Raw genomic sequence first — 18,675 nt, 5'->3', positions numbered from 1 at the left:
TTCAGGCAGCGATTGACCGGTTTGCATCGACCGCCTCAGCGGATTTAAGTGCAAGCAGGCTTTGAAGCGTGACGGGTGTGCGATTTGCCCGCCGGGTCCTGGGGCCTCGGGACGGTCTGGCCGGATCGTTGAACCGACAGCCGATACGTGCGGCGCGCTTACCGATGACGGCGGGATCGCGGCCAAGCGCCTGGGCGACATCAACCATTGAGACGCCATGGGTCCAGGCGTTGCGGATGGCGCAATCCTCGTCCGTACTGAACGCGCGCATGAAGCCATGCACGAGCTCCAGGCGATTGGCATGATAGAGGACAGCGCGCACACCGCGACCAAGGTTCTGGGCAATGTCCCGTGTCGGGACCTTGCCATAATCCGCTCGCAACCGGGCTTCTTCCCCGGCCGTCCAGACCGGTCCCTGTCGAAACCCGTCGCGGCGGACATGCGTGCCGCGCAAGCCAAGCGCCTCTGCACGCCAGCGGATGGAATGCGGGCTGCGGCCAAGCCGCTCCCGCAGGGGCGTAAGGCTCGCCCCGGTAGCGTAGGCGTGGCGCAGCAGTTCGTCTTCCTCGATGGTCCACGGCCTGCCCCACCCTCTGCCGTAACCCAGTTTGCGAAGGCGTTGGCCAAGGCTGCGACTGTTCCGGGCCGGAAATCCCTCAGAAGCGAGCGCCCTGGCAATGACGACATAGGGCACGCCTGTGGCCGCGAGTGTGAGTGCGCGAGCCATTTCCGCGTCGCTCCAGTCGTCCGGCTGGCAGGCATGGCGCAGACCCAGCGCCGAAGCGCGGGAGATGACGCCAGCGAAGGGACGGCCGATGAGGCTGGCAATCTGGGCGACGGGAACACCCTTGGCGTACCCGGCGCGAAGCTGTGCATCTTCCCAACCGCTATAGGGCGGCGATCCGGGCTCGGAGAGTCCGAGCAGTTGCGCACGGGCATAGAGGGCGCTGACAGCGCGGCCTAGGCGGGCAGCCAGTGTCGCGGTTGGTTCGTGCATATAGCAGCGCGCCAGTTCCTCATCCTCCCACGCGATCCAGGATCGCCGCGAGTTTCGGCGGAGGCCAAGATCATAGATACGCGTGGCGATGCTGGCACGCGATCGGCCCAGCACTGTGGCAATCTCCTCTAGCGTGCAGTCATCGGCGAAGGCGGCGCGCAAACGCAGCATTTCATCGGGGAGCCATGCGTCGGCACGGAAAGCCAGTTCGGCAAGTGGCGCGGTTGTACCCGTTTGCTGGTCAGGGACGAACGGGGTGAGTTCGACGATTTCAGCGTCGAGATCGAAGCTTGTCTCTTTCATGGCACTCTCCGTTCAGACCAGGCCGATAACGGGCGTATCGACGACACGCAGGCGCAACCGGGCAGACAGCCGCGCGATCCGCGTATCGCCGCGCGGCATGGTGTCGGACGCACCGATCGCGGCGAGCAGGTCGAGCCCGGCATCGATATCGTTCGCAGGCAGGGCAAGGTGCCGCACCAGATCGTCCGCCGTGGTGGCGTTGGGCGCTATGCTGCCCAGCGCGCCGACAATCCGTGCAGCGGCGGGGGCGGCGGGATCGAGGAGGAAGGCGTCGAGCGCGCGTTGGCCTCGCATGGTCACCTGGTTCCCTCTGGTCGGCGCGACCTCGCGCAGGGTGTCAAGATCGAGCAGGGTCCGGCTTTCATCGGCATCAAGATCGGCGGCAGCGACGAGATCGGGCGTGCGCCCGATATGGGGGGTGATCGTGGGATCGATCTTCGCCAGCACTGGGATCGCCGCGAGCGCGGGGCCAAAGGCGAAGAATTCGCCGGGCGGAAGCTGGCGCAGCAGCGCCGCCTGGTCGCTGCCGAACCCGAGAAGATCGGCAGCGCGCGCAACATCGCGGTCGAAGACATTGAGGCCGATCAGATGATTGTGCAGTTCGGAAACCACCGAACTTGCGAGCTTGGCGAGACGCTGGGTCGCGATTATCGTGCCAATGCCGCGCTTGCGACCCCGCGCGCACATATCCGTCAAGGTGGCGACGCCCAGACGGCGGGTCTCCGCGTCGCGGGCCGAGGCTGCCATATGTGGCGCGAGCAGATGCGCCTCGTCGATACATACCAGCACGGTGTGAGCCCAATGTTCGCGCGGTGTCGAGAGCAGGCCCGCAAAGAAGGCCGCCGCTTTCTCGATACGATGATCGGGCTCCAGATCGGTAAGGTCGAGATGGAGGGCGATACGATGCTGCCGCGTTCGCAGCGCGAGCGCTGTGAGACCATCATTGGCATATTCGCGCGCGATGACCGTCGTTGCGCCGATATGCGTAGCAAGGTTGGCGAACTCGCCTTCCGGGTCGACAATGATGGTGGTGAGATAGTCGAAGGCTTCTTCGATGATCCGGCGCAGCGTCTGGCTTTTGCCCGCACCCGAAGATCCCTGAATCAGACAGCGCCCCGACATCAGCTTGCCGAGATCCAGTTCGAGCGGACCCGTTGAAGAGCGGCCGAGCGGGACTTTCGTGTCACGGGTGAAATCATGGTTGGCGATGGTCATCTGATGTCCTTCTTCACCCGGCGTCGCGCAGAGCGGCCGGAGATGCTGGTCGAGGGAATGGGCTTGACGCGATAAGTGGCCTGGCGGCCTGGCAATCAGGAATGGCTGTGCTGCCATCCTTTGAGCGGCTGTTGGGACAGCGTGGCGTCCTTTTCACAGGCCTCGCAAAAAGCTGCGTCGAAGACAGCGCCAAGCGCCCAGTCCTGGGCATCATCGTCCCAGCGCGCCCAGGCATCGCGCATCACCTCGGCGCTGCCACATGCAGAACAGCGGATCGTGATCCTGGCAGCGGGGTTTGCGGCATTGACCGATTTCCCGGCGTCGCCCGTTGCCTCCCCCTGCCCGGCCGCGAAGACCGGGAACCGATCGGAAGGCGGTTCATCACGGTCGAAGCTCAGCCAATTCGCTCCAGCCTTGCGGGCGTCCGACAGCAAAGCCCAGAATTCAGGCGAAAGCCCATCGGGGCGATCGGGCCAGTCATCGATGAAGCAAGATGGACCCAGAAGCCATATTGGTGGGCCTCGATCGACAGGATCGGATGATTGACGATGATCCGGCCGCTCCTTCGCGGCGCGTGCTGGATCAGCCGGTCGATGGCGTCATTCTCGGCGCGGGGAAGATGCGCTGTCGAACAGGCGCAGACGGGGAAGCGGCGCATGGCCGGTCTCCTTGATTGGGTTGGGACAGGGGTGACAGGCGCGGCGAGCAAACTCAGGCGCCCTTTCAATTCGGCAAGAAATCGACCGTGATGGCACCGCGCTCGGCGTGAATGACGATCTTGCGATCGAGCGGGATCAGCCAGCTCAGATTATCCCATGCGCTCATGTTGATGGCTTCCAGGGTGGCAGCGTCCTCCCCAAGGAGGATATGCGTAGCGTGCTGCCGCGCCTCGCGTTCGAAGGATCGCGACTGGGTGTCCCAGCTGTCGCAGTCGCCATCATCAGCCCCACAGAAGATCGTCGCATAGATCATGCGGCTCAGTCTGTCCGGGGTGATACCATCATCGCGCGTGGCCAGGATGATGGCCTCCTCAATATCCCAACCGCCATTGCGGCAGACGAGCGCCGGGATTTCGATGGAATGGACGCTGCGTGGCGCGTCCGTGCGACCGGTTTCACAAACCGGCAGGTCGATGACGATCCGGTCGACCAGGCCACAAGCGAAATCGGCGGGGAGACACATATCGTCGTCATAGCGATGCACGGAGCCTTCCCGGTCGATGCGCAGGGAAATATCCCTGATCACCGGGAGATTGTCATACCAGGCATAGCCTTGCAGCGCGTCTTCCGCCTCGACGAGTTGCACGTCCTGGATGGGCGGTTTGCCCCGCGCCAGCGCAAGCGCCTGCGCGATATCGGGCTCCAGCGCCGGCACGATCAGCATTGCGCCTTCAGGAGCGATCATGCGGCTGCTGCGCCCATGACAGTCGTCGGCTGTCTGCGGCCGCCAGATCGCCAGCCCTGAGCGCGCTTGCGGCAGCGTGACGCCCAGCTCGCAGGCTCGCTGCCAGGCGGTAAAAGGCAGCCGGTGGTCTGGCCGGGTCGCTATGGCCTTGTACAGGATCTGCTCGGCAGCGTCGTGAAGGGCCTTCAATGCCGCGTTGTCGATAACTTCCTTGCGCGCCGGCAGAACCATATGAATTTCCGGCGCATCCATAATATCGATCCGGACCGTCCAGAGACTGCCGCTATCCTTTTCTTCCCGCACCGTCGGCAAGGCGCATTTGACGCGGTGCCCGTGAAAATTGATGCGTTGGTCTCTTGGCCAATCAGGATCCCGATCATAGACACCGATACGGCAGCCGCAGGCGTTTTTCGACAAATATGGCGTCCTTGAGGAAGTCTTCGCGGGGCAGCAGCGTTTCGTTCAAGGTGACCGGTAAGGGATAGTGACGGGCTGCATCGGCGACGACCGCAGACAAGCCTTGCTTCCAGTCGGGCGGCAGTTCGATCGAGATCAGCGTGCCCCAACCGATCATGGCCGGGGCGATGGCAAGCGGCGCGCCGCTGTCCCATGCGTCTGCCGGAATCTGGACTTTCCAGGCTGTGCCCGCAGAGGGAGAGAAGGACTGGATTTCGACCGCGCGGCCGGCCAGGCTGAACATGCCCATGCCGGCCGGGTCTTCGCTGCGGGCAATGTCATCGCCCCAGCCCGAATGGCCCAGCATCAGCAGGGCGGCGGGATCATCGATGCCGCAGCCATCATCGCGGATGTGCAGAAGGTATCGGCCATCCTGTTCGGTCAGATCGACCGCGATGCAGGTGGCACCGGCGCGCCTGGCATTCTGGAACATCTCATGAAGGCAGTCCCGGCTGTCGCCTGAAAAAAGGCGTGACGCGCGGCGGATCGCGTCCGGACTGACAGTGCTATGGATCGTTGCGGGAAGGGGCATGGTGATCTCCCTGGGTCCGGACTGGAACCCTCACCCCGCCCCGCTCCCTCCCCTCCGTTCGTCTTCCAGGGCCGCGGATGCCACTATGCATCCGATATTGCGGCAGCGGTCCCGGACTGCGAAGGACAGGGAATGCCTCAGGATCTGGATTCGCAACTCACCGACTTTCTGCGCCGCCTGCCGGACTGGATACGCCGGGACATTTCCGCCGCCGATCCGGCGCGGCGCGAGCGCGCGGAAGAGGTGCTGCACGCCATGCTGCTTGCGCTGGTCAAGGGGGCAGGACGGTCGGGAGGTGAAGACATCTGATGGCGACCTCTGGCAGTGGTAAACGCGGCACCGGCAGGATGACGCTCGAGGCGATCGAAGCGCTGGGACCAGCGCGCCTTGCCCGGATTGTCCTGGCCCAGGCGGAGCGTGACGCCATATTCGCCCGCGCCGTCCGCATGGAACTGGCGGCCAGGCACGATGGCGGCGCGCTGGCCCACGAGATCGACAAGCGACTGAAGACCATCCGGCGTTCGCGCGGGTTCGTCGAATGGGACAAGGCCCCTGCACTCGCGCGCGAACTCGATCAGTTACGCGAAGCGATCATGGGGCCGCTGGCCGAACACTCTCTGAGCCAGGCGATCGATAGCATGCGGCTGTTCCTGAGCCTTGCCGAGCCGGTGTTCGAAAGGTCGGACGACAGCAGCGGGTCGCTTGGCGAGATATTCCGGCAGGGCGGTGAGGATCTTGGCCGACTATGGTGCCAGGCGGACATGTCCGATGTCGAGCTGCTGGCAGGTGACATTCTGATGCTTGTCGAGGGCGACGGTTATGGCGTCTTCGACGATCTGCCGGAAGCGGCTTCTCCAGCCTTGGGGCAGAAGGGCCGCGCAGCCTTGCGCGGGATGCTGCTTGAGCGGCAGGCGGCGAAGACAGGGAATGACCGGCGACAGTTCGACTATAAGGTCGGCTGGCTGCTACCCAAACTCGCCGACCTCGACGGCGATGTGGACGCCTATATTGCAACTGTCGATCCCGATCGTCGCAACCCCGTACTCAATGCGCAGGTGGCCGCCCGATTGATCGCACATGGTCGTGCGGCAGAAGCCCTTGACTGGATCGACGCACCGGTTGAGCGCAGCCATAACGAGCGCGAACTCGCCGATCTCAAATTACGCGCCTTTGAGACGCTGGGCCACAGGGACGATGTGCAGGCGCAGCGCAAGGCGATCTTCGACCGCTGGCTCGACGCTCAGGCGTTGCGCGACTGGCTCAGGCTTTGCCTGATTTCGAGGATGTCGCTGCGGAAAGGCAGGCTCTCGATCAGGCCATGACCTATGATCGAGCGACATCGGCACTGGAATTCCTCATTGCCTGGCCCGATCTCAAGCGCGCGGGCAGGCTGGCAAGGGAAAGGCTCGAAGAGCTGGAAGCCCGGACTTACGATGTTCTCCGTCCCGCCGCCGAGGCATTGGCTCAGGCCGATCCGGGTGGGGCCACCCTGCTCTATCGCCGACTGGTGACTGGCGTGCTCGACCGGGCGAGTTCGAAATACTACCCCTATGCCGCGCGGGACTTTGCAGCCGCGACGGATTTGGCCGACCGTATCGCAGGCGATGTCGATGTCGTACCGCATGATGACTGGCTGGCCGATCTTCGCAAGGTGCATGGACGCAAGATCGGCTTCTGGAATCAGGTCGCGGGTAAATTCGCGTAATTTCTTGAAAGCCACAGCCGACCAGTCGGAAAGCCCCTTACCAATCGTGCAGCGGCAACCCGTCGATGTCGCTGCCGTCACAGTCGAAGAGCAGGAACTGAAAGCCGCGCTCGCGGCCAAAGGCGATGAGCCGCAGCAGATCCTGCGGCAACTGCGCGCTCCGATCAGGATTGATGGCACGCGTCGGCACGAACCAGCCATAAACGGAAGCCGCAATATCGATCGGTCGGTCGCTGGGCGGCCAGGACGCCCATTTATCGAGACATGAGGCAGTATAGACCGTGAGATGGGCGGTCGACAGCACGCAATAGCGACCCTGCTCGATCGATCCGGCAGCAAGGGGAGACGGATTTGCGACGGGCGCAATACGTATGCGATCCTTCGTGCAGCTTTCCGACGGATGACATTCGAAATAGCTTGATATCGCCTCTGTGTCGGACAGGTTATCCGGGTCGCGCGCGTCGTCGATCTCGCTCCAATATTCACGGCAATAAGCAGCGATTTCCACATCGAGAGCCGTCGCATCGACTGCGACGTGGATATTCATTCCATGCCGATGTTCAATCACGGCAGTGTGGACCTCTATCGCCAGATGGTCCTCATGGCTGGTCCCAATCGCGGTTGGGGGGGGTGCGTCATATCCTATAGGTGGAAACGACGTCGATCTGACGTACCGAACCGGCGCAGTTGCGCGAATGACGGGACGGCGCGGAACTGACCAGTCGATCATGTCGGCAATCCAACGGGGCACGAAATCCCAATCGAACGACAACGGATATTCGCCTTCGACGGTGCGCCATGCAGCCTCGACCGCATCGACCCAGCCTACCACGATCAGACGCAGCGCCGCTGTACCGAGCGTATCGACGCATTTGCGCAAGGCGAGCGCCAGACTGCTTGCATCGGGAGTGGTCTCTGGCCGATCGCGCAGTTCGAGGACCGCTTCCCAAAGACAAGCAGCGGTTTCGAGATGGGATAATGTGTAGCGGGTCATGGAGATGGCTCCAGGGGGAGGTGGCACGGCGCCCACGGTTCGGACAGCGGCTGGATCGGCACACCCGTCCCAGGATTCCGGTTCGCAAGTGCTGTCATCGAAATTGATCGCAGAGCATGATCAGGCCGTGCGGACAGTGGCGGTTCGGCTGAGGTCAGGAATGCGCGCATCGTCATAGACGCTGTTTACCGACATCTGCAGCGCCTGTTGCTCCGCAGCAAACCAGGTGGATGCGGGAACGGTGTAAGTCTCGGTGGCATATCGCTCGCCGCCGCTGAAGAAGGCGATGTCGACGATGAATTGCGGCAGGGGCGGGGACGAATGGGCGCGCATGGCGGCATCCTTTCATAACGATGGCCACCCGGGCGAATGACCGGGATGGCGAGGAGGGAGGTGGAGAAGGCATGAGAGCGGCGGCGCCGGGCCTCAAAGCGCCTGTTCGAGCAGCTTTCTGGCCTTGTTCTCCAGATCGAGGCGGCTGTCCTGATGCGGCTTCGATCGGGCCAGCGCCGTTATGCCCTGGACGAAATCATAGATGGATTCAGGCGGACGGCCTTCCTCGGCCAGCACGGTCTGGATGATCTTTGCCGTCTCGGCCTTGGAAAAGCCGCGTTTGCGCAGGAAGGGTTCGCGCTCTTCCTCCTTGCGCGCGACGATCCGCTCGCGAGCGGCTTTGATGCCGGAGATGAAATGCGACGGCGAGGAGTTCGCGAAATGCTCGAGCGCGGGCGCGGCCTGATGGGCAAAACGGGCGCCGGCGAATTTCGAGTGGCGGATATTGACCTCCTCGAAATTCTCGACACCCCACAGACACCGGTTGGCGCACACACCGCGCAGATAGAAGGTCGCGATCCCGAGGGTTTTGGACCCGACCTCACTGTTCCAGGCGTAGAACCCTCGGAAATAAAGGTCGGGATCGCCATTCGGAAGTTTGCCAGCCTCGATAGGGTGCGTGTCGTCCACGAGGAACAGGAAAATGTCCCGGTCCGATGCGTAGAGCGTGGTCGTCTCCCTGGTGATATCGACATGCGGGTTATAGGTCATGCCGGCCCAGTCGATCGTTCCGGGCACCTTCCAGCGCGTGTCGCCGACGCCATCGCCGGCAAAGGCCATCACCGCCTGGACCAGTTCCCAGTCGAAGATCCTGCCATATTCCGACCCGGTCGCCGCCCGCAATTCGGTGCGACCATTCTCGGTCTGGAGCAGTTTGACCTGCTCGCCCCGGTGGTTGATCAACCCATGCTGCAGGTTGATGCCGGCAAGCGCGGCAGGAAGCTGGCGCAGATAGGAAGCCGGAGCACCGACGAGACTTGCCACCTGGCCAAAGGACCAGTTGGTGGGTGCAAGCGGTCGATCATCGCCAGGCGCCACCAGCATCAGCCGTTCTGGATTGTCGCTTTTCGCCTCGACCCGGATCGACCGGCTTTCAACGATACGCGTGGTCGCACGGTCCGCGCGGCCGCGCACGGCATCATAGAGACTGGTCAGCGAGAGATATTTCTCGTCGTCGGGACGGGAGAACCACTCGGACGATACGCGGCTGCTCATGCGTCCGCGCGAGACATCGATCCGATAGGGCGCCGTGACGCGGGGGCTTTCGTTCATGGGGGCAAGGGTCGCCATGGAAATCGTCTCCTTGAGATGCAGAGCGACAGGTGCTTCACCGCCCCTGTCACATCTCCGCCCCTCCCTTCCCTTTCGCGCACCGCGATATCGGGTTCACGAGACCCCGACCGGCGGCGGCAGGTACGACGGCGGCTTGTATGTTTTACAAACTGGCGTATATGTTCAACGAAAGGAGGCCATGATGGCAACGAAGCACGAGGATCATCTGTCTCAGCGACATGAAGCGGTCGTGGCCGCTGCCAAGGCGGCGGGTTTGCTGTCGGGCACGAACAGCGCGGTCGGCGCCCGCGTGCCACGCGAACTCATCGATCGCGCCAAGATGCGCAGCGGCATCGCCTCGACCACCGATCTTGTCGAATATGCGCTCGCCAAAGTGGCGCTCGAAGATGATTTCGGAACCAGGCTTGTGAGCCGGAAGGGTGCGATCCCTGCGGACATTGCGCTTGGGATTTGATCGCAAGGCCTCGTTGCGCAGGATCAGGCCGCAGCGATCTGCTGCCAGGCTGGCGCGACGACCCGAAGAGGCATTGCCGCTGGTTCACAAGGCAGCTGTCATAGGCCGCGAGCTTCTGCTCGACACGTGTGTCTATATTGATGTGCTCCAGGGCAAGACACCGGTTGAAGTAGACTGTTTGCTGGAAAACCGGATCGTCAATCATTCCTGCGTGGCGCTTGCGAGATGACCCATCTGATGGGCGCGCTCGATCCGGCCGACAAACGCACCGCGTCGGTCCTCAAGACGCTGGGACGGACAATCGACGATATCCCGGAGCATCGCCTCAGCGCGCCCTCCTCCCGCATGTTCGGAGAGGCCGGTATGCTGGCAGGCATGGTCACGAGGCTTTCTGGCCAACCCCATTCGATCGCCCTGCTCAACGACGCCCTGCTGTTTCTGCAGGCGGCGGCGACCGGCTGTGACCTGCTGACAGGCAACCGGCGCGACTTCGATTTTTTCGATCAGATCATTCCCGGGACGGGCGTCATCCTGTATTGAACCGTCACATAGGCGCGGGAAACCGACCATGCTCGCGACCGGCAGGATCGGTCAGGCAACATGCCAGCAGCACCAGCGTTCAGCGGCCTGCCGTGGACTGAGCAGGCCGTGATTGCCGGCACACCATGTACGGAAGGAAGGATCGAGCGCGAGCCCCTGATCGGCGAGCCGGTCGATGACGTCCTGCATGAAGCGATCAACTGGAGCGATGGCGGCCCCGGCTCGAGCATGAGCGACCGCAGCCTGAAGCTGCGTTACCATTTTCTCGGCTTCATCGATCGAAATATCCTCGACGGCGCGCATGCCGCCGCGCGGTCCGCAGATGGCCAAAGTTATGATTGCTGTGGCGGACGTCATCCGGCCCAGGGCGTCGATATGGACATGTCGGGACATGCCAATCTCCTATGATGTGAGGCGTGAGAATGTCAGAAGAGGCTCAACTGTCGCGGCATGGATCGCTGCGATGCCCGTGGTTCGTGCGATGGCGAAACGGCGCCTTGTGATGGTGATGTCGCGGCGGTGACGGTGGTCGCGCGTTGGGCGGTCTCAGCCACGGGTTCACGACGTTGGCGAAGGGCGAGCCGAGCGGTCCATCCCCCCAATATATGCGCCGGGGTGAACCAATGGTCACATGTTTCACCCGATAAGGCGTTTCTGACCATGAGATGTGCTGGAATATGAAGCAATGAGAGTTGAACATAGGCCATGTGGATCGCACGCGGATCGATATCGATCGCCGTCACATGAAGGTGCCGCTGATAGTTATGCCCGTTATCGCGCATGGCCTCGGCAAGCGCGATTACCATCGACCCCGCGCCGCATGCTGGTTCCATGGCGGTCACGAAGCCATGCTGCGCGATCATCGCTTCCACATTTTCGCGACTCCCCAGAGTGGCCTGCGCCATGCAGCGGCTGAGCGCATAGGGTGTGAAATATTGCCCGCGCGCCTTGCTGTGAAGGTCAAGCTCGTGGAACAGGGTGCCGAGCAAGTCGCCAGGCCCGGCTTCGAGAGCCTGCACCAGTTCGGCGAGAAGTTGCGGGAACAATTCGAGGATTTCGCGCGGGTAGCGCCCGACAATATCCAGATAACGAGCCTCGCGCGGTTCGCGGGCGCGCAGGTCGATACTGTTCGCCATGGCGATCGCCATCGCCTCCATGCAGTCACCAAAGACGGTATAGAGGTCATGGCGCGGCTGGCTACGGCGCAAGAGCGCCGCCATGGCTTTGACATGCGGCTTGTGCACGAATGCCTCCGCAATTGACGATGAGATGGAACGGCGCCGAAGGGCCGAACAGCGACGGGCTTTCTTCTCAAGCCCTGTTTGCGCCCGACCGGCGTTTCGGCGGAGAGGAATGGCGCTCAGGAAGCCCTTAGCCATTCGTAGAGCAGATGATCGTCAGGACCATATTGCGAGCCGATGGCGATCCGGATCAGACGGCCGTCGCAGGCGAAGGCAGAGGCCCTGGGAAAGGACAGGTAGGAACGACCTTCGAGGATCAGGTCGCCCGAGCGCACTTTGGTGATGTCGCGGGTCGTTCCAAGCAGTCGATGACCAGACGGTGCGTCGAGAAGCTTCAGCCGATCACCCGCCTTTACGCGCTTCTTGAACGCCGCCAGTGATAGGACCCTATCGACGGGATTGCGGATACCCTGACGTTTTGCCAATGCTGCCCAATAGGCCTGGCCAATGCGGACCTCACCGTAGAAACTGCATGACCAGAAATCCTGCAAGGGATTGGTCCGCGTGAACCCGAACCGTTCCATTTGATCGCGCCCCTCGCAAATAAAGGCGTCCTGCGCTTCACGGACGGTGAGGTCGTCAGGTGTATCGAGGATTTCCGCGATGACCTTGCGTCCGCCAGCAAATGTCTCGGTGCGGATCGCAAAGCTGGTGCCAGTAAAATGCCGGGCGAGATGGCGTTCGATCCGGGAGGCGAGCGATGGCAACGCTTCGCCGGCGCGATAGAGATCACCTTCATAATGGAAATTGCCGCGTCCGTCATGGTCGGTCTGGCTATACAGGCGCGCGGACGCGCCCCGGCGCGTTAGCGTCGGTCATGATGTCATCCCTATGGCTCGATCAGATTTGGAGGGGCGAGTGCGTCAGGCCAACGGCGATTCCATTGAGGGAGGCAAGCTGTGGTCTGCTTCAGTTCGGGCGAGAACCCAGTCGAGATAGCCAAGACGCGTATCGCCGTTGGCGACTTCGGTCTGCCAATTGACCGAAGGATATTGTGGATAGTCGATCCATGGATCAGGCGGCTCCGCCGGTGGCGTCACTGCAGATCGGCCCAACCGGCGCGCCAGTTCCTCCTGGGTGCTGGCAAATTCGACATGATCGGCAAATATCGCACACCATCCTCCACCAAAACTGTCGCGACGTGGGCGCGAACAGCCATAGCTCCAGTCGAACCCAACAGGCGCGGTTTGCAAGCTCTCCTGGCAACAGCGCCGGATGAGTTCCGCAATCGGACCTGGCTGGAAGTCGGTCGTGCCATAGATGGCGACGATGCATTTGGCTGCACCCGCAATCTCGATCTCAGCCCCGAAATGCGGGAAGTCGGGATCATCGAAGATTTCGAGCAGGCCGTTGAACGGATTGGCGAGATCGGTCGGCATGAAGGCGGCGAGGAATTCAGCGCTCGGTTCCCCCGGGGCAAAATCACCCAATAGATCGGACGCGTGCTGCCACGCCTCCTCGATCAACGCAGCTTCACGTGCCATGCAGGTGAAGGCAAAGGAAGCTTGAACATAATGGTCACCCATGGACCGGCTCCATCATGGCTTCATCGATTGGTTCTTCATCGATGAGCACCAGCGGCGGCGGGTTCTGGCGTGCAAGCTGGTAGTCATTTTCGACTGCCACGATGCTTCCCAATTCCCGAATGCGTTCGATCGAGAAGAGCTGCTGGTCATCTTCAGTCGTCAGATAGTGTCGCGGTTCGCCATGGCCCTTGTAAATGACGCGGACAGAGGGGAAGCTTCCCGCATATCCGCCCGACCATCGGACATAATGAAGGCCAAGACGTCGACAGCTTTCTTCGATTCTCTCGAAGCATCCATTGGCCACTTCGTGATCCATCAAGGTGAGAGGATTATTTACGGGAAGATCGGCGGGATCGAAGGGCGTTCCGTCCCAATCTACAGCCGCATTGTCGCTGCCGATCGCCTGAACGAGAAGGGAATATTGCGCGCGGGAAAGCACACCGCCTATCATGATATGCGCGGACACACGGTCGGCCATGACATGCCTTTCGTAGTTACTGGACTCCAGTCGATCTCTCCATCCTCACCCCCTCCCCTTTACCGGACCGTATGACCGTCACTCATTCCCGCCTTGCATGAGCTGCGGATTCCCGCTTAGCTACAGCGCAGTTCCAGTCCGGCGATAACCGGCATGTTTTCCTCAACCGGGAGTCCTTTCGTGGCCGATACCGAGCAGTCTGATTTCACCGCAATGACGGTGCAGTTACTGAGCGCCTATTTCTCCAACAATCAGGTTCCAGCCGGCGAGATTGCCGGGATCATTGAAGCGACACGCGACGCATTGGAACGAAAGGCCCAGGTGGAGGCCCCGCCAGTAGCGCCCGATCATGTTCCCGCTGTCTCGGTCCGCAAGAGCCTTGGTTCACGCGAGCACATCATCAGCATGCTTGATGGAAAACCGTACAAGACCCTCAAGCGGCATCTGGCGGTCAACGGACTGACACCCGCCGAATATCGCGAGCGCTATAATCTTCCCAAGGATTACCCCATGGTCGCGCCTGCTTATTCGGAACAGCGGCGCATCGTCGCGCAAAAACTCGGCCTTGGACGGCGGGTTAGCGCGAAAGCACAGGATGCGGTACCGTTGGAGGAAGCATCACCCGTGGTAGAGGCGGCGCCAGTTGTCGAAGCGACACCGGTTGTCGAAGCCACACCGGCAGTTTCGACGGAAGCTAAGCCCAAGCGCGGCCGCGGCAAGGCGGCCGCTGCCAAACCCAGCCAACAGGCCGAAATCGTGGCGTCTGAGCCAGAGCCTGAACCTGCGACTGTACCCGCAAAAGCGGAGGCCGCGACGATAAAGCCTGCCAGGAAGAAACTGGGCGTACAAACGGCCCCGCGAATTGCGAAGGCCCCGACAGCGGCCCTGAAAGAGCCGTTGGAACCCGCAGTATCAGAGCCTGCAAAGGCCAAACCCGCCAAGTCAGCTACCGGGAAAGAGACAACTGGAAAGGCCGCGACGCCAAAGGCTGCGGCAACCGCTAAGCCGAAAGCCGCAAGGCAACGCGCATCTGCGGAGGACAAAGGCGCTGCTAAGGTAGCAGCACCAGCGCCGACCAAATGATATCCTGGACGAGGTGCGCCAAAATAAGCCGCACCTCGTCCGTTCGTTGGTGAAGGAGCGCCTCAACAGCATAAAGGCAAATCTGATCACGCATGCGAGGCGATGATTGTTCTTTGGGATATTCTGCCAGCCAGCGTCAGACATCATGATGCCATGAGCGGGCGATAGCCTGTTTCATCGTTCATCTCTTCCTCCCAAGCAATCATCCGGAAGTCGTCCAGCGTGACGCCGCACTGCTCCAGCATCCGGGCGGCCAATTGCGGATTTTCCACCGCGTCCGCGAGGTCGCCAGCTTGGCCACGATACGTTTCGTGCCAACCCCAGCGATCATCGTCCTGTAGCGAGGGATCGCGCTCGATCACCAACAGGGAAGCGTCGAGTTGCAACATGGCGGCGAGCAGCTTCTCGCAATGGTCGACGTTAAGCGTTTCCCTCGGCCCATGCTGGCCATGATAGCCGACCGACAGGTTGGTGCATTCAGGGACAATGCCGGCATATTCGTTGGTGTCAGTATAGACCCCCGTATCGTCAGGCCGATAGCGGAAGCCTGGATTAAGGTCATTGAGAGCGGACGCCAGGCTAGCAGCAAAAGCGTCCGAGCATGTTCGCCCGTAGCTCTGATGGGTGATGACGTCGCTGAGGCCGGCACGGTCGAAAGCGATTGCTGCGTCGATATCCTTCAGCAGATCCGGCGTATTGCGCGCAATCCAGTGCGATCCGAGGCAGCCTTGCTCTTCGCCGCGATGGAACAGGTAAAGGCCGGGGCGGCCTGCCGCGATCATGTTGAGCATGATCCATATCCCGGCCCCATCGTCGGCACCGAGCGACATGCCGGCCTTGCCCTTACACAAGCTGGCGATATCGAGTTCATCAATGCCTACGTCCTGCTGTCCGCCGCGTGCAGCGACAGTATCGACATGAGAACTCCACATCACCCGAGGTCTATCCCCGATGGTCAGTATCCGGTTGCCGAAGGCATCGGCCTTCATACCAGGAATCCGATCGAGATATTCCTGGCAGAAGGCGCGTTCGACGGGGCTGTTATGAGGACGTGCCCAAGACAGGATTTCGAGCAGGCCGGTCCGGCCTGCAACATGATGATAGGTCATGGGATCAGGCTCCTGCTTGGGAAGCGGCGGCGCTCGATAGCGGCGCTGTCATCGCGATGGCGGGAAAGCGGCTTCCGGGAATGCCAGGCGACAGGTGGTTCTCGCCCGGTGAGCATGAACCATCGTGCGGCTTATCGACATCATGCCGGAGCGCTTCGCGACGAAGGCGCTCTGCCTCGTCTCGCTCACGCTCTAGCCTTGCGGCTCGGGCGCGCTCGCCAGCGGCCTGCCACTTGGCGACGTCCGCATGGATCGCCGCCATTTCATCGTGGAACTGGCGGTAAGCAAGGATATGCGCATTGGCGCAAGAGGTATCGTCATCGTCAAACGGCTCGGGGAGATGGTCGTCGGACAGCCATTCGCCATGATATTCGGTGAGGTCCTCCATGTGGAACCAACCGCCGGAGCCATCGCATTGGCGGCAGCAACGGCTGATCCACCATTGGCAGCGATCTTCGAGATAGACGGCGCCGAACGCCACTGCATCTTCTTCAATTATGCTATGCGAACTGTCGTCCGCATAGACGGTGATGAAGTTTTCGTCGTCACTATAGTGGCACTCGTTATGCTCACAGAAGCTACTGTGGTTGTGGAAGCAACTGTAGCACCATTCCTCATATCCACCGCCACTGAGATATACTGAATCATAGGGACTGCCGTCACTGTCGCAATGCGGACAATACCAAGGGTCGTTTGCCAGCCCGGTCGTACTCTCACAGGAGATACTACCGTGGCCGATAACGAGATATTCGCCATCATCGGCAAGGTCGCCACCTGCGTCGATATACGGAACGACAAAATGGTCATCATCCTCGATGCGTCGGATGCGAGCGCCGTTCAGGCTGCCTTCGGTGTAGCCGGCGCCCTCAAGCAATAGCGTCAGACGGGAGACATCTCCATAGATTCTGGTGTAGATTTTACGGCTTGGCCAAATGACGCTGCGGGCTTTGGCGTCCTCGCGCGATCCAATATAAGCGAGAGCTGTGTCCGGCCCGGCATAAACGCGTGTCGGATGACATGAGCTATCAAAGCCGCACGCCGTATGCGCCATGCAGCTGCTGGGGCCGCCGACATAGACGTCTTCGATCTCGTCTGCGTCCTGGGTTATCTTGAGCGTGTCCTCCTGTAACTGGACGGACAATCTGGCGCACCAGCCTTCTATCGCGTTGTTGTCCAGATGCTCGCAGAAGAAGCGGTTAAGGTAGCGACCCGGCGACATCACCAGTTGGCGATCCATTGCCCCTTTTGCGGCATTTTCGGTGAATGCGATTTTACCCGCCTGCTCCATTGAGACATGGCAAAAATGCGCCTCATGCTTCGACTGGTACCAAGGTTCGTCGTGCCAGGGTGTCGGTTGATACGTACCGTCGGCAAAGCGGAGCTTCTCGCGAATCTGCCAGTCGAGGTCGCCAATCTCCGCGCCGACAAGCGCGACACGGAACCCGACATCAGGCGCGCGCTCGACAAGCCGCTGCAGGGCGGCTTGCGCATCTTCAAAGCTCGACCACACATATTGCTGATCGCCATGTGGTGCATAGTTGAATTCGATCGTTACCGGCCGCCAATCGGAAGCCGAATAGGGAGACAGGATTTGGAATTGTGCCATGGACGTGACTCCACGCAGCCGGGTGCAGCGGGCACGGGCTGGATTGTTGGGCTAGGATTGCGGGGCTCAGCGAGGGAGCGGCTGCACGTCGACTATAGTGCCGACGGCCAAACCTCGGTTCGTCTCAAATGGATAAGCCGGAATTTTCCAGGGGGCGCTACGCCGCGGGAGGATCCAGCCCGATCCGGCTCTCCTTTTCCCGCTCTCCTTCATTCCGTCCCCTGACTTTGCAGGAAGGATAGATCAGACCCGGTGACGGGGGATCGGCTCGAGGCTATGGAAGAGCATGGCTATTCCACTCGACTATCTCGGCGAACTCGATCGGCTGCTGCTTGATCAAGGCGAGGATTGCATGCTGCTGTCGCAGCTGGACGGTTTCCTCACAGGGATACTTGTCAGTCCCGACCTGCTTGCACCAAGCCAATGGCTGAAGATGATCTGGGTCGGCGAAGACGGCACGGGCATGCTGGATTTCACCAACCTGGGCGGTTTCCAGCATTTCACAGACCTCGTCATGCACCATTATCATGTCATCCTGGCCTGCCTGGGTCAGCCGGGCAGCTTCGAACCCGTGCTGGAGATCGACACACGGTCGGACGAGACATTGTGGGAGATGTGGATCGAGGGTTTCGGACAGGCGATGGATCTTGCCCCTTCGGGCTGGCAGCGTGTCCTCAATGACGATGATCCCGGTTGCCGCGCCGCGATAGAGGGTATTCGCGAACTTCGCTCGTTTGCCGATGGGACGAAAAAGTTGACTCTCACTGCGGAAGACCAATGGGATCGGGAAGCACCTGACCTGATCCCGATTTGGGTCGAGATGCTGCACCAGTGGCGAATTGAAAATGACCCCTACCGACCGGTCACCATCAAGCGCGAAAAGACAGGGCGTAACGATCCATGTCCCTGCGGGTCAGGCGCCAAATACAAGAAGTGCTGCGGTTTGAACTAAATGATCGCGGACAACTGCGGGCGCGGCATGACCGTCAGCTGGGTCTTCCTCTGCGCGCTTCCAAACCCGTCAACCCGATCAAGTTAAACGGCGATCGACATCCGCCCGGCTGAAATCGTCTCCGACAAAATGCAGCAGACATGTTCGCTGTTTCCCGTTCCGACCGCAATCATCCGGGCATGCCATCATCGCCATAAAGAAAGTCCTGGCTACGCGCCGCATTGGGGCCAGTTGTCGTCTTGGCTGTGGCGGCCAAGCGCACCTCTTCCAGCAAAACGCGGCGGCTGGCACTGTCAGTAGGCATATTGACCGGAACAAGACGGACTGAAGCGTGACCCTCACCGGTCAGGATGATTTCTTCTCCTGCTTCCGCGCGCCGAACAAGGTCGATGAGTTGGCCTGCCGCATCAGATATGGAAATATGCATAGGCCATTATCTCTGGCGATTGAGAGC

Annotated in this window: 23 protein-coding genes and 1 pseudogene; 7 read left to right on the top strand and 17 right to left on the bottom strand. The window is 61.2% G+C overall.

All coding sequences use genetic code 11. From position 1 onward, the window contains the following. Window position 1: 1 nt before the first annotated feature. From BF95_RS15475 to BF95_RS29320, 6 genes are all read right to left on the bottom strand, one after another. Window positions 2-1,300: a hypothetical protein gene (locus BF95_RS15475; RefSeq protein WP_043152354.1), complete on the bottom strand. Its 1,299-nt coding sequence runs from the start codon at window positions 1,298-1,300 to the stop codon at window positions 2-4. A 12-nt stretch (window positions 1,301-1,312) separates the two neighbouring features. Then, window positions 1,313-2,515: an ATP-binding protein gene (locus BF95_RS15470; protein WP_051520058.1), complete on the bottom strand. Its 1,203-nt coding sequence runs from the start codon at window positions 2,513-2,515 to the stop codon at window positions 1,313-1,315. A 95-nt stretch (window positions 2,516-2,610) separates the two neighbouring features. Continuing rightward, window positions 2,611-2,949 carry a hypothetical protein gene (locus BF95_RS31115; protein WP_443018376.1) on the bottom strand — a complete coding sequence of 113 codons (339 nt, stop codon included), beginning with the start codon at window positions 2,947-2,949 and terminating at the stop codon, window positions 2,611-2,613. Further along, entirely contained in the window at window positions 2,910-3,173 is a 264-nt protein-coding gene (locus BF95_RS29330; RefSeq protein ID WP_235209786.1) for a hypothetical protein, read from the bottom strand. The genes BF95_RS31115 and BF95_RS29330 overlap by 40 nt, the downstream gene beginning before the upstream one ends. A 65-nt stretch (window positions 3,174-3,238) precedes the next feature. Beyond that, the gene (locus BF95_RS29325) at window positions 3,239-4,150 is read right to left on the bottom strand and encodes a hypothetical protein (protein ID WP_235209785.1); all 912 of its coding nucleotides are present in this window, start codon (window positions 4,148-4,150) and stop codon (window positions 3,239-3,241) included. 145 nt (window positions 4,151-4,295) lie between these two features. After that, a complete protein-coding gene (locus tag BF95_RS29320; RefSeq protein WP_235209784.1) occupies window positions 4,296-4,907 on the bottom strand; it encodes a hypothetical protein in 612 nt (203 codons plus the stop codon). Between the two features lie 132 nt (window positions 4,908-5,039). Here BF95_RS29320 and BF95_RS28335 point away from each other — a divergent pair, with 132 nt between their 5' ends. Beyond that, window positions 5,040-5,216 (top strand): hypothetical protein, encoded by a 177-nt coding sequence (locus BF95_RS28335; protein ID WP_182914032.1) that lies wholly within the window; start codon window positions 5,040-5,042, stop codon window positions 5,214-5,216. Beyond that, window positions 5,216-6,612 (top strand): annotated as a pseudogene (locus BF95_RS15455) (DUF6880 family protein). Before BF95_RS28335 ends, BF95_RS15455 begins: the two are co-directional and overlap by 1 nt. Window positions 6,613-6,649: 37 nt before the next feature. On the opposite strand, the gene BF95_RS15450 reads toward BF95_RS15455, so the two are convergent. The 3 genes from BF95_RS15450 to BF95_RS15440 all read right to left on the bottom strand — a co-directional run bounded on the left by BF95_RS15450 (window position 6,650) and on the right by BF95_RS15440 (window position 9,229). After that, window positions 6,650-7,606 carry a DUF5983 family protein gene (locus BF95_RS15450; protein ID WP_043152353.1) on the bottom strand — a complete coding sequence of 319 codons (957 nt, stop codon included), beginning with the start codon at window positions 7,604-7,606 and terminating at the stop codon, window positions 6,650-6,652. A gap of 120 nt (window positions 7,607-7,726) precedes the next feature. Then, window positions 7,727-7,939 (bottom strand): hypothetical protein, encoded by a 213-nt coding sequence (locus BF95_RS15445; protein ID WP_043152351.1) that lies wholly within the window; start codon window positions 7,937-7,939, stop codon window positions 7,727-7,729. A 93-nt stretch (window positions 7,940-8,032) separates the two neighbouring features. Further along, complete coding sequence (locus BF95_RS15440) at window positions 8,033-9,229, bottom strand: hypothetical protein (RefSeq protein ID WP_043152350.1); 1,197 nt, start codon at window positions 9,227-9,229, stop codon at window positions 8,033-8,035. A gap of 184 nt (window positions 9,230-9,413) precedes the next feature. Here BF95_RS15440 and BF95_RS15435 point away from each other — a divergent pair, with 184 nt between their 5' ends. From BF95_RS15435 to BF95_RS29310, 3 genes are read left to right on the top strand one after another with little or no spacing between them, the layout of a single operon-like run. Then, window positions 9,414-9,686, top strand: a complete 273-nt coding sequence (locus BF95_RS15435; RefSeq protein WP_043152347.1) for a hypothetical protein — start codon at window positions 9,414-9,416, stop codon at window positions 9,684-9,686. Continuing rightward, window positions 9,676-9,915, top strand: coding sequence for a hypothetical protein (locus tag BF95_RS29315; RefSeq protein ID WP_235209783.1), 240 nt, complete (start codon window positions 9,676-9,678; stop codon window positions 9,913-9,915). The genes BF95_RS15435 and BF95_RS29315 overlap by 11 nt, the downstream gene beginning before the upstream one ends. A gap of 8 nt (window positions 9,916-9,923) precedes the next feature. After that, complete coding sequence (locus tag BF95_RS29310; protein WP_235209782.1) at window positions 9,924-10,226, top strand: hypothetical protein; 303 nt, start codon at window positions 9,924-9,926, stop codon at window positions 10,224-10,226. Between the two features lie 51 nt (window positions 10,227-10,277). Here BF95_RS29310 and BF95_RS27425 read toward each other — a convergent pair whose 3' ends face one another. The 5 genes from BF95_RS27425 to BF95_RS15405 form a co-directional block, all read right to left on the bottom strand. Next, window positions 10,278-10,619, bottom strand: coding sequence for a hypothetical protein (locus BF95_RS27425; protein WP_152542753.1), 342 nt, complete (start codon window positions 10,617-10,619; stop codon window positions 10,278-10,280). Between the two features lie 32 nt (window positions 10,620-10,651). Continuing rightward, window positions 10,652-11,470, bottom strand: a complete 819-nt coding sequence (locus BF95_RS15420; RefSeq protein WP_235209781.1) for an N-6 DNA methylase — start codon at window positions 11,468-11,470, stop codon at window positions 10,652-10,654. A 116-nt stretch (window positions 11,471-11,586) separates the two neighbouring features. Further along, entirely contained in the window at window positions 11,587-12,249 is a 663-nt protein-coding gene (locus BF95_RS15415; RefSeq protein ID WP_051520055.1) for a hypothetical protein, read from the bottom strand. 81 nt (window positions 12,250-12,330) lie between these two features. After that, window positions 12,331-12,993: a hypothetical protein gene (locus tag BF95_RS15410; protein WP_043152341.1), complete on the bottom strand. Its 663-nt coding sequence runs from the start codon at window positions 12,991-12,993 to the stop codon at window positions 12,331-12,333. Next, window positions 12,986-13,471 (bottom strand): hypothetical protein, encoded by a 486-nt coding sequence (locus tag BF95_RS15405; RefSeq protein WP_043152339.1) that lies wholly within the window; start codon window positions 13,469-13,471, stop codon window positions 12,986-12,988. Before BF95_RS15405 ends, BF95_RS15410 begins: the two co-directional genes overlap by 8 nt. Window positions 13,472-13,651: 180 nt before the next feature. On the opposite strand from BF95_RS15405, the gene BF95_RS15400 reads away from it, so the two are divergent. Further along, a complete protein-coding gene (locus tag BF95_RS15400) occupies window positions 13,652-14,554 on the top strand; it encodes a MucR family transcriptional regulator (RefSeq protein WP_043152337.1) in 903 nt (300 codons plus the stop codon). A 143-nt stretch (window positions 14,555-14,697) separates the two neighbouring features. Here BF95_RS15400 and BF95_RS15395 read toward each other — a convergent pair whose 3' ends face one another. Then, on the bottom strand, window positions 14,698-15,663 hold the full coding sequence (locus tag BF95_RS15395) for a M28 family peptidase (protein ID WP_043152335.1): 966 nt from the start codon (window positions 15,661-15,663) through the stop codon (window positions 14,698-14,700). Between the two features lie 4 nt (window positions 15,664-15,667). After that, window positions 15,668-17,173 carry a hypothetical protein gene (locus tag BF95_RS15390; RefSeq protein WP_152542751.1) on the bottom strand — a complete coding sequence of 502 codons (1,506 nt, stop codon included), beginning with the start codon at window positions 17,171-17,173 and terminating at the stop codon, window positions 15,668-15,670. Window positions 17,174-17,555: 382 nt separating this feature from the next. Between BF95_RS15390 and BF95_RS15385 the strand changes: the two genes are divergently transcribed. After that, the gene (locus tag BF95_RS15385; RefSeq protein WP_043152331.1) at window positions 17,556-18,221 is read left to right on the top strand and encodes a UPF0149 family protein; all 666 of its coding nucleotides are present in this window, start codon (window positions 17,556-17,558) and stop codon (window positions 18,219-18,221) included. A gap of 169 nt (window positions 18,222-18,390) precedes the next feature. Here BF95_RS15385 and BF95_RS15380 read toward each other — a convergent pair whose 3' ends face one another. Further along, the gene (locus BF95_RS15380; RefSeq protein ID WP_043152330.1) at window positions 18,391-18,648 is read right to left on the bottom strand and encodes a type II toxin-antitoxin system Phd/YefM family antitoxin; all 258 of its coding nucleotides are present in this window, start codon (window positions 18,646-18,648) and stop codon (window positions 18,391-18,393) included. Between the last annotated feature and the right edge of the window lie 27 nt (window positions 18,649-18,675).

The sequence above is a fragment of the Sphingobium sp. Ant17 genome (assembly GCF_000588875.1).
Lineage (GTDB): Bacteria > Pseudomonadota > Alphaproteobacteria > Sphingomonadales > Sphingomonadaceae > Sphingobium.
This window is presented reverse-complemented; position numbering and strand designations above follow the sequence as displayed.

Excerpts from the sequence above, each read along its gene's own strand:
- BF95_RS15440 (WP_043152350.1), bottom strand. The coding sequence starts at position 9,229 with ATGGCGACCCTTGCCCCCATGAACGAAAGCCCCCGCGTCACGGCGCCC.
- BF95_RS15450 (WP_043152353.1), bottom strand. The coding sequence starts at position 7,606 with ATGACCCGCTACACATTATCCCATCTCGAAACCGCTGCTTGTCTTTGG.
- BF95_RS15435 (WP_043152347.1), top strand. The coding sequence starts at position 9,414 with ATGGCAACGAAGCACGAGGATCATCTGTCTCAGCGACATGAAGCGGTC.
- BF95_RS27425 (WP_152542753.1), bottom strand. The coding sequence starts at position 10,619 with ATGTCCCGACATGTCCATATCGACGCCCTGGGCCGGATGACGTCCGCC.
- BF95_RS15470 (WP_051520058.1), bottom strand. The coding sequence starts at position 2,515 with ATGACCATCGCCAACCATGATTTCACCCGTGACACGAAAGTCCCGCTC.
- BF95_RS15405 (WP_043152339.1), bottom strand. The coding sequence starts at position 13,471 with ATGGCCGACCGTGTGTCCGCGCATATCATGATAGGCGGTGTGCTTTCC.
- BF95_RS15475 (WP_043152354.1), bottom strand. The coding sequence starts at position 1,300 with ATGAAAGAGACAAGCTTCGATCTCGACGCTGAAATCGTCGAACTCACC.
- BF95_RS15385 (WP_043152331.1), top strand. The coding sequence starts at position 17,556 with ATGGCTATTCCACTCGACTATCTCGGCGAACTCGATCGGCTGCTGCTT.
- BF95_RS15380 (WP_043152330.1), bottom strand. The coding sequence starts at position 18,648 with ATGCATATTTCCATATCTGATGCGGCAGGCCAACTCATCGACCTTGTT.
- BF95_RS15395 (WP_043152335.1), bottom strand. The coding sequence starts at position 15,663 with ATGACCTATCATCATGTTGCAGGCCGGACCGGCCTGCTCGAAATCCTG.
- BF95_RS29330 (WP_235209786.1), bottom strand. The coding sequence starts at position 3,173 with ATGCGCCGCTTCCCCGTCTGCGCCTGTTCGACAGCGCATCTTCCCCGC.
- BF95_RS28335 (WP_182914032.1), top strand. The coding sequence starts at position 5,040 with ATGCCTCAGGATCTGGATTCGCAACTCACCGACTTTCTGCGCCGCCTG.
- BF95_RS29325 (WP_235209785.1), bottom strand. The coding sequence starts at position 4,150 with ATGGTTCTGCCGGCGCGCAAGGAAGTTATCGACAACGCGGCATTGAAG.
- BF95_RS29320 (WP_235209784.1), bottom strand. The coding sequence starts at position 4,907 with ATGCCCCTTCCCGCAACGATCCATAGCACTGTCAGTCCGGACGCGATC.
- BF95_RS29310 (WP_235209782.1), top strand. The coding sequence starts at position 9,924 with ATGGGCGCGCTCGATCCGGCCGACAAACGCACCGCGTCGGTCCTCAAG.
- BF95_RS15445 (WP_043152351.1), bottom strand. The coding sequence starts at position 7,939 with ATGCGCGCCCATTCGTCCCCGCCCCTGCCGCAATTCATCGTCGACATC.
- BF95_RS15410 (WP_043152341.1), bottom strand. The coding sequence starts at position 12,993 with ATGGGTGACCATTATGTTCAAGCTTCCTTTGCCTTCACCTGCATGGCA.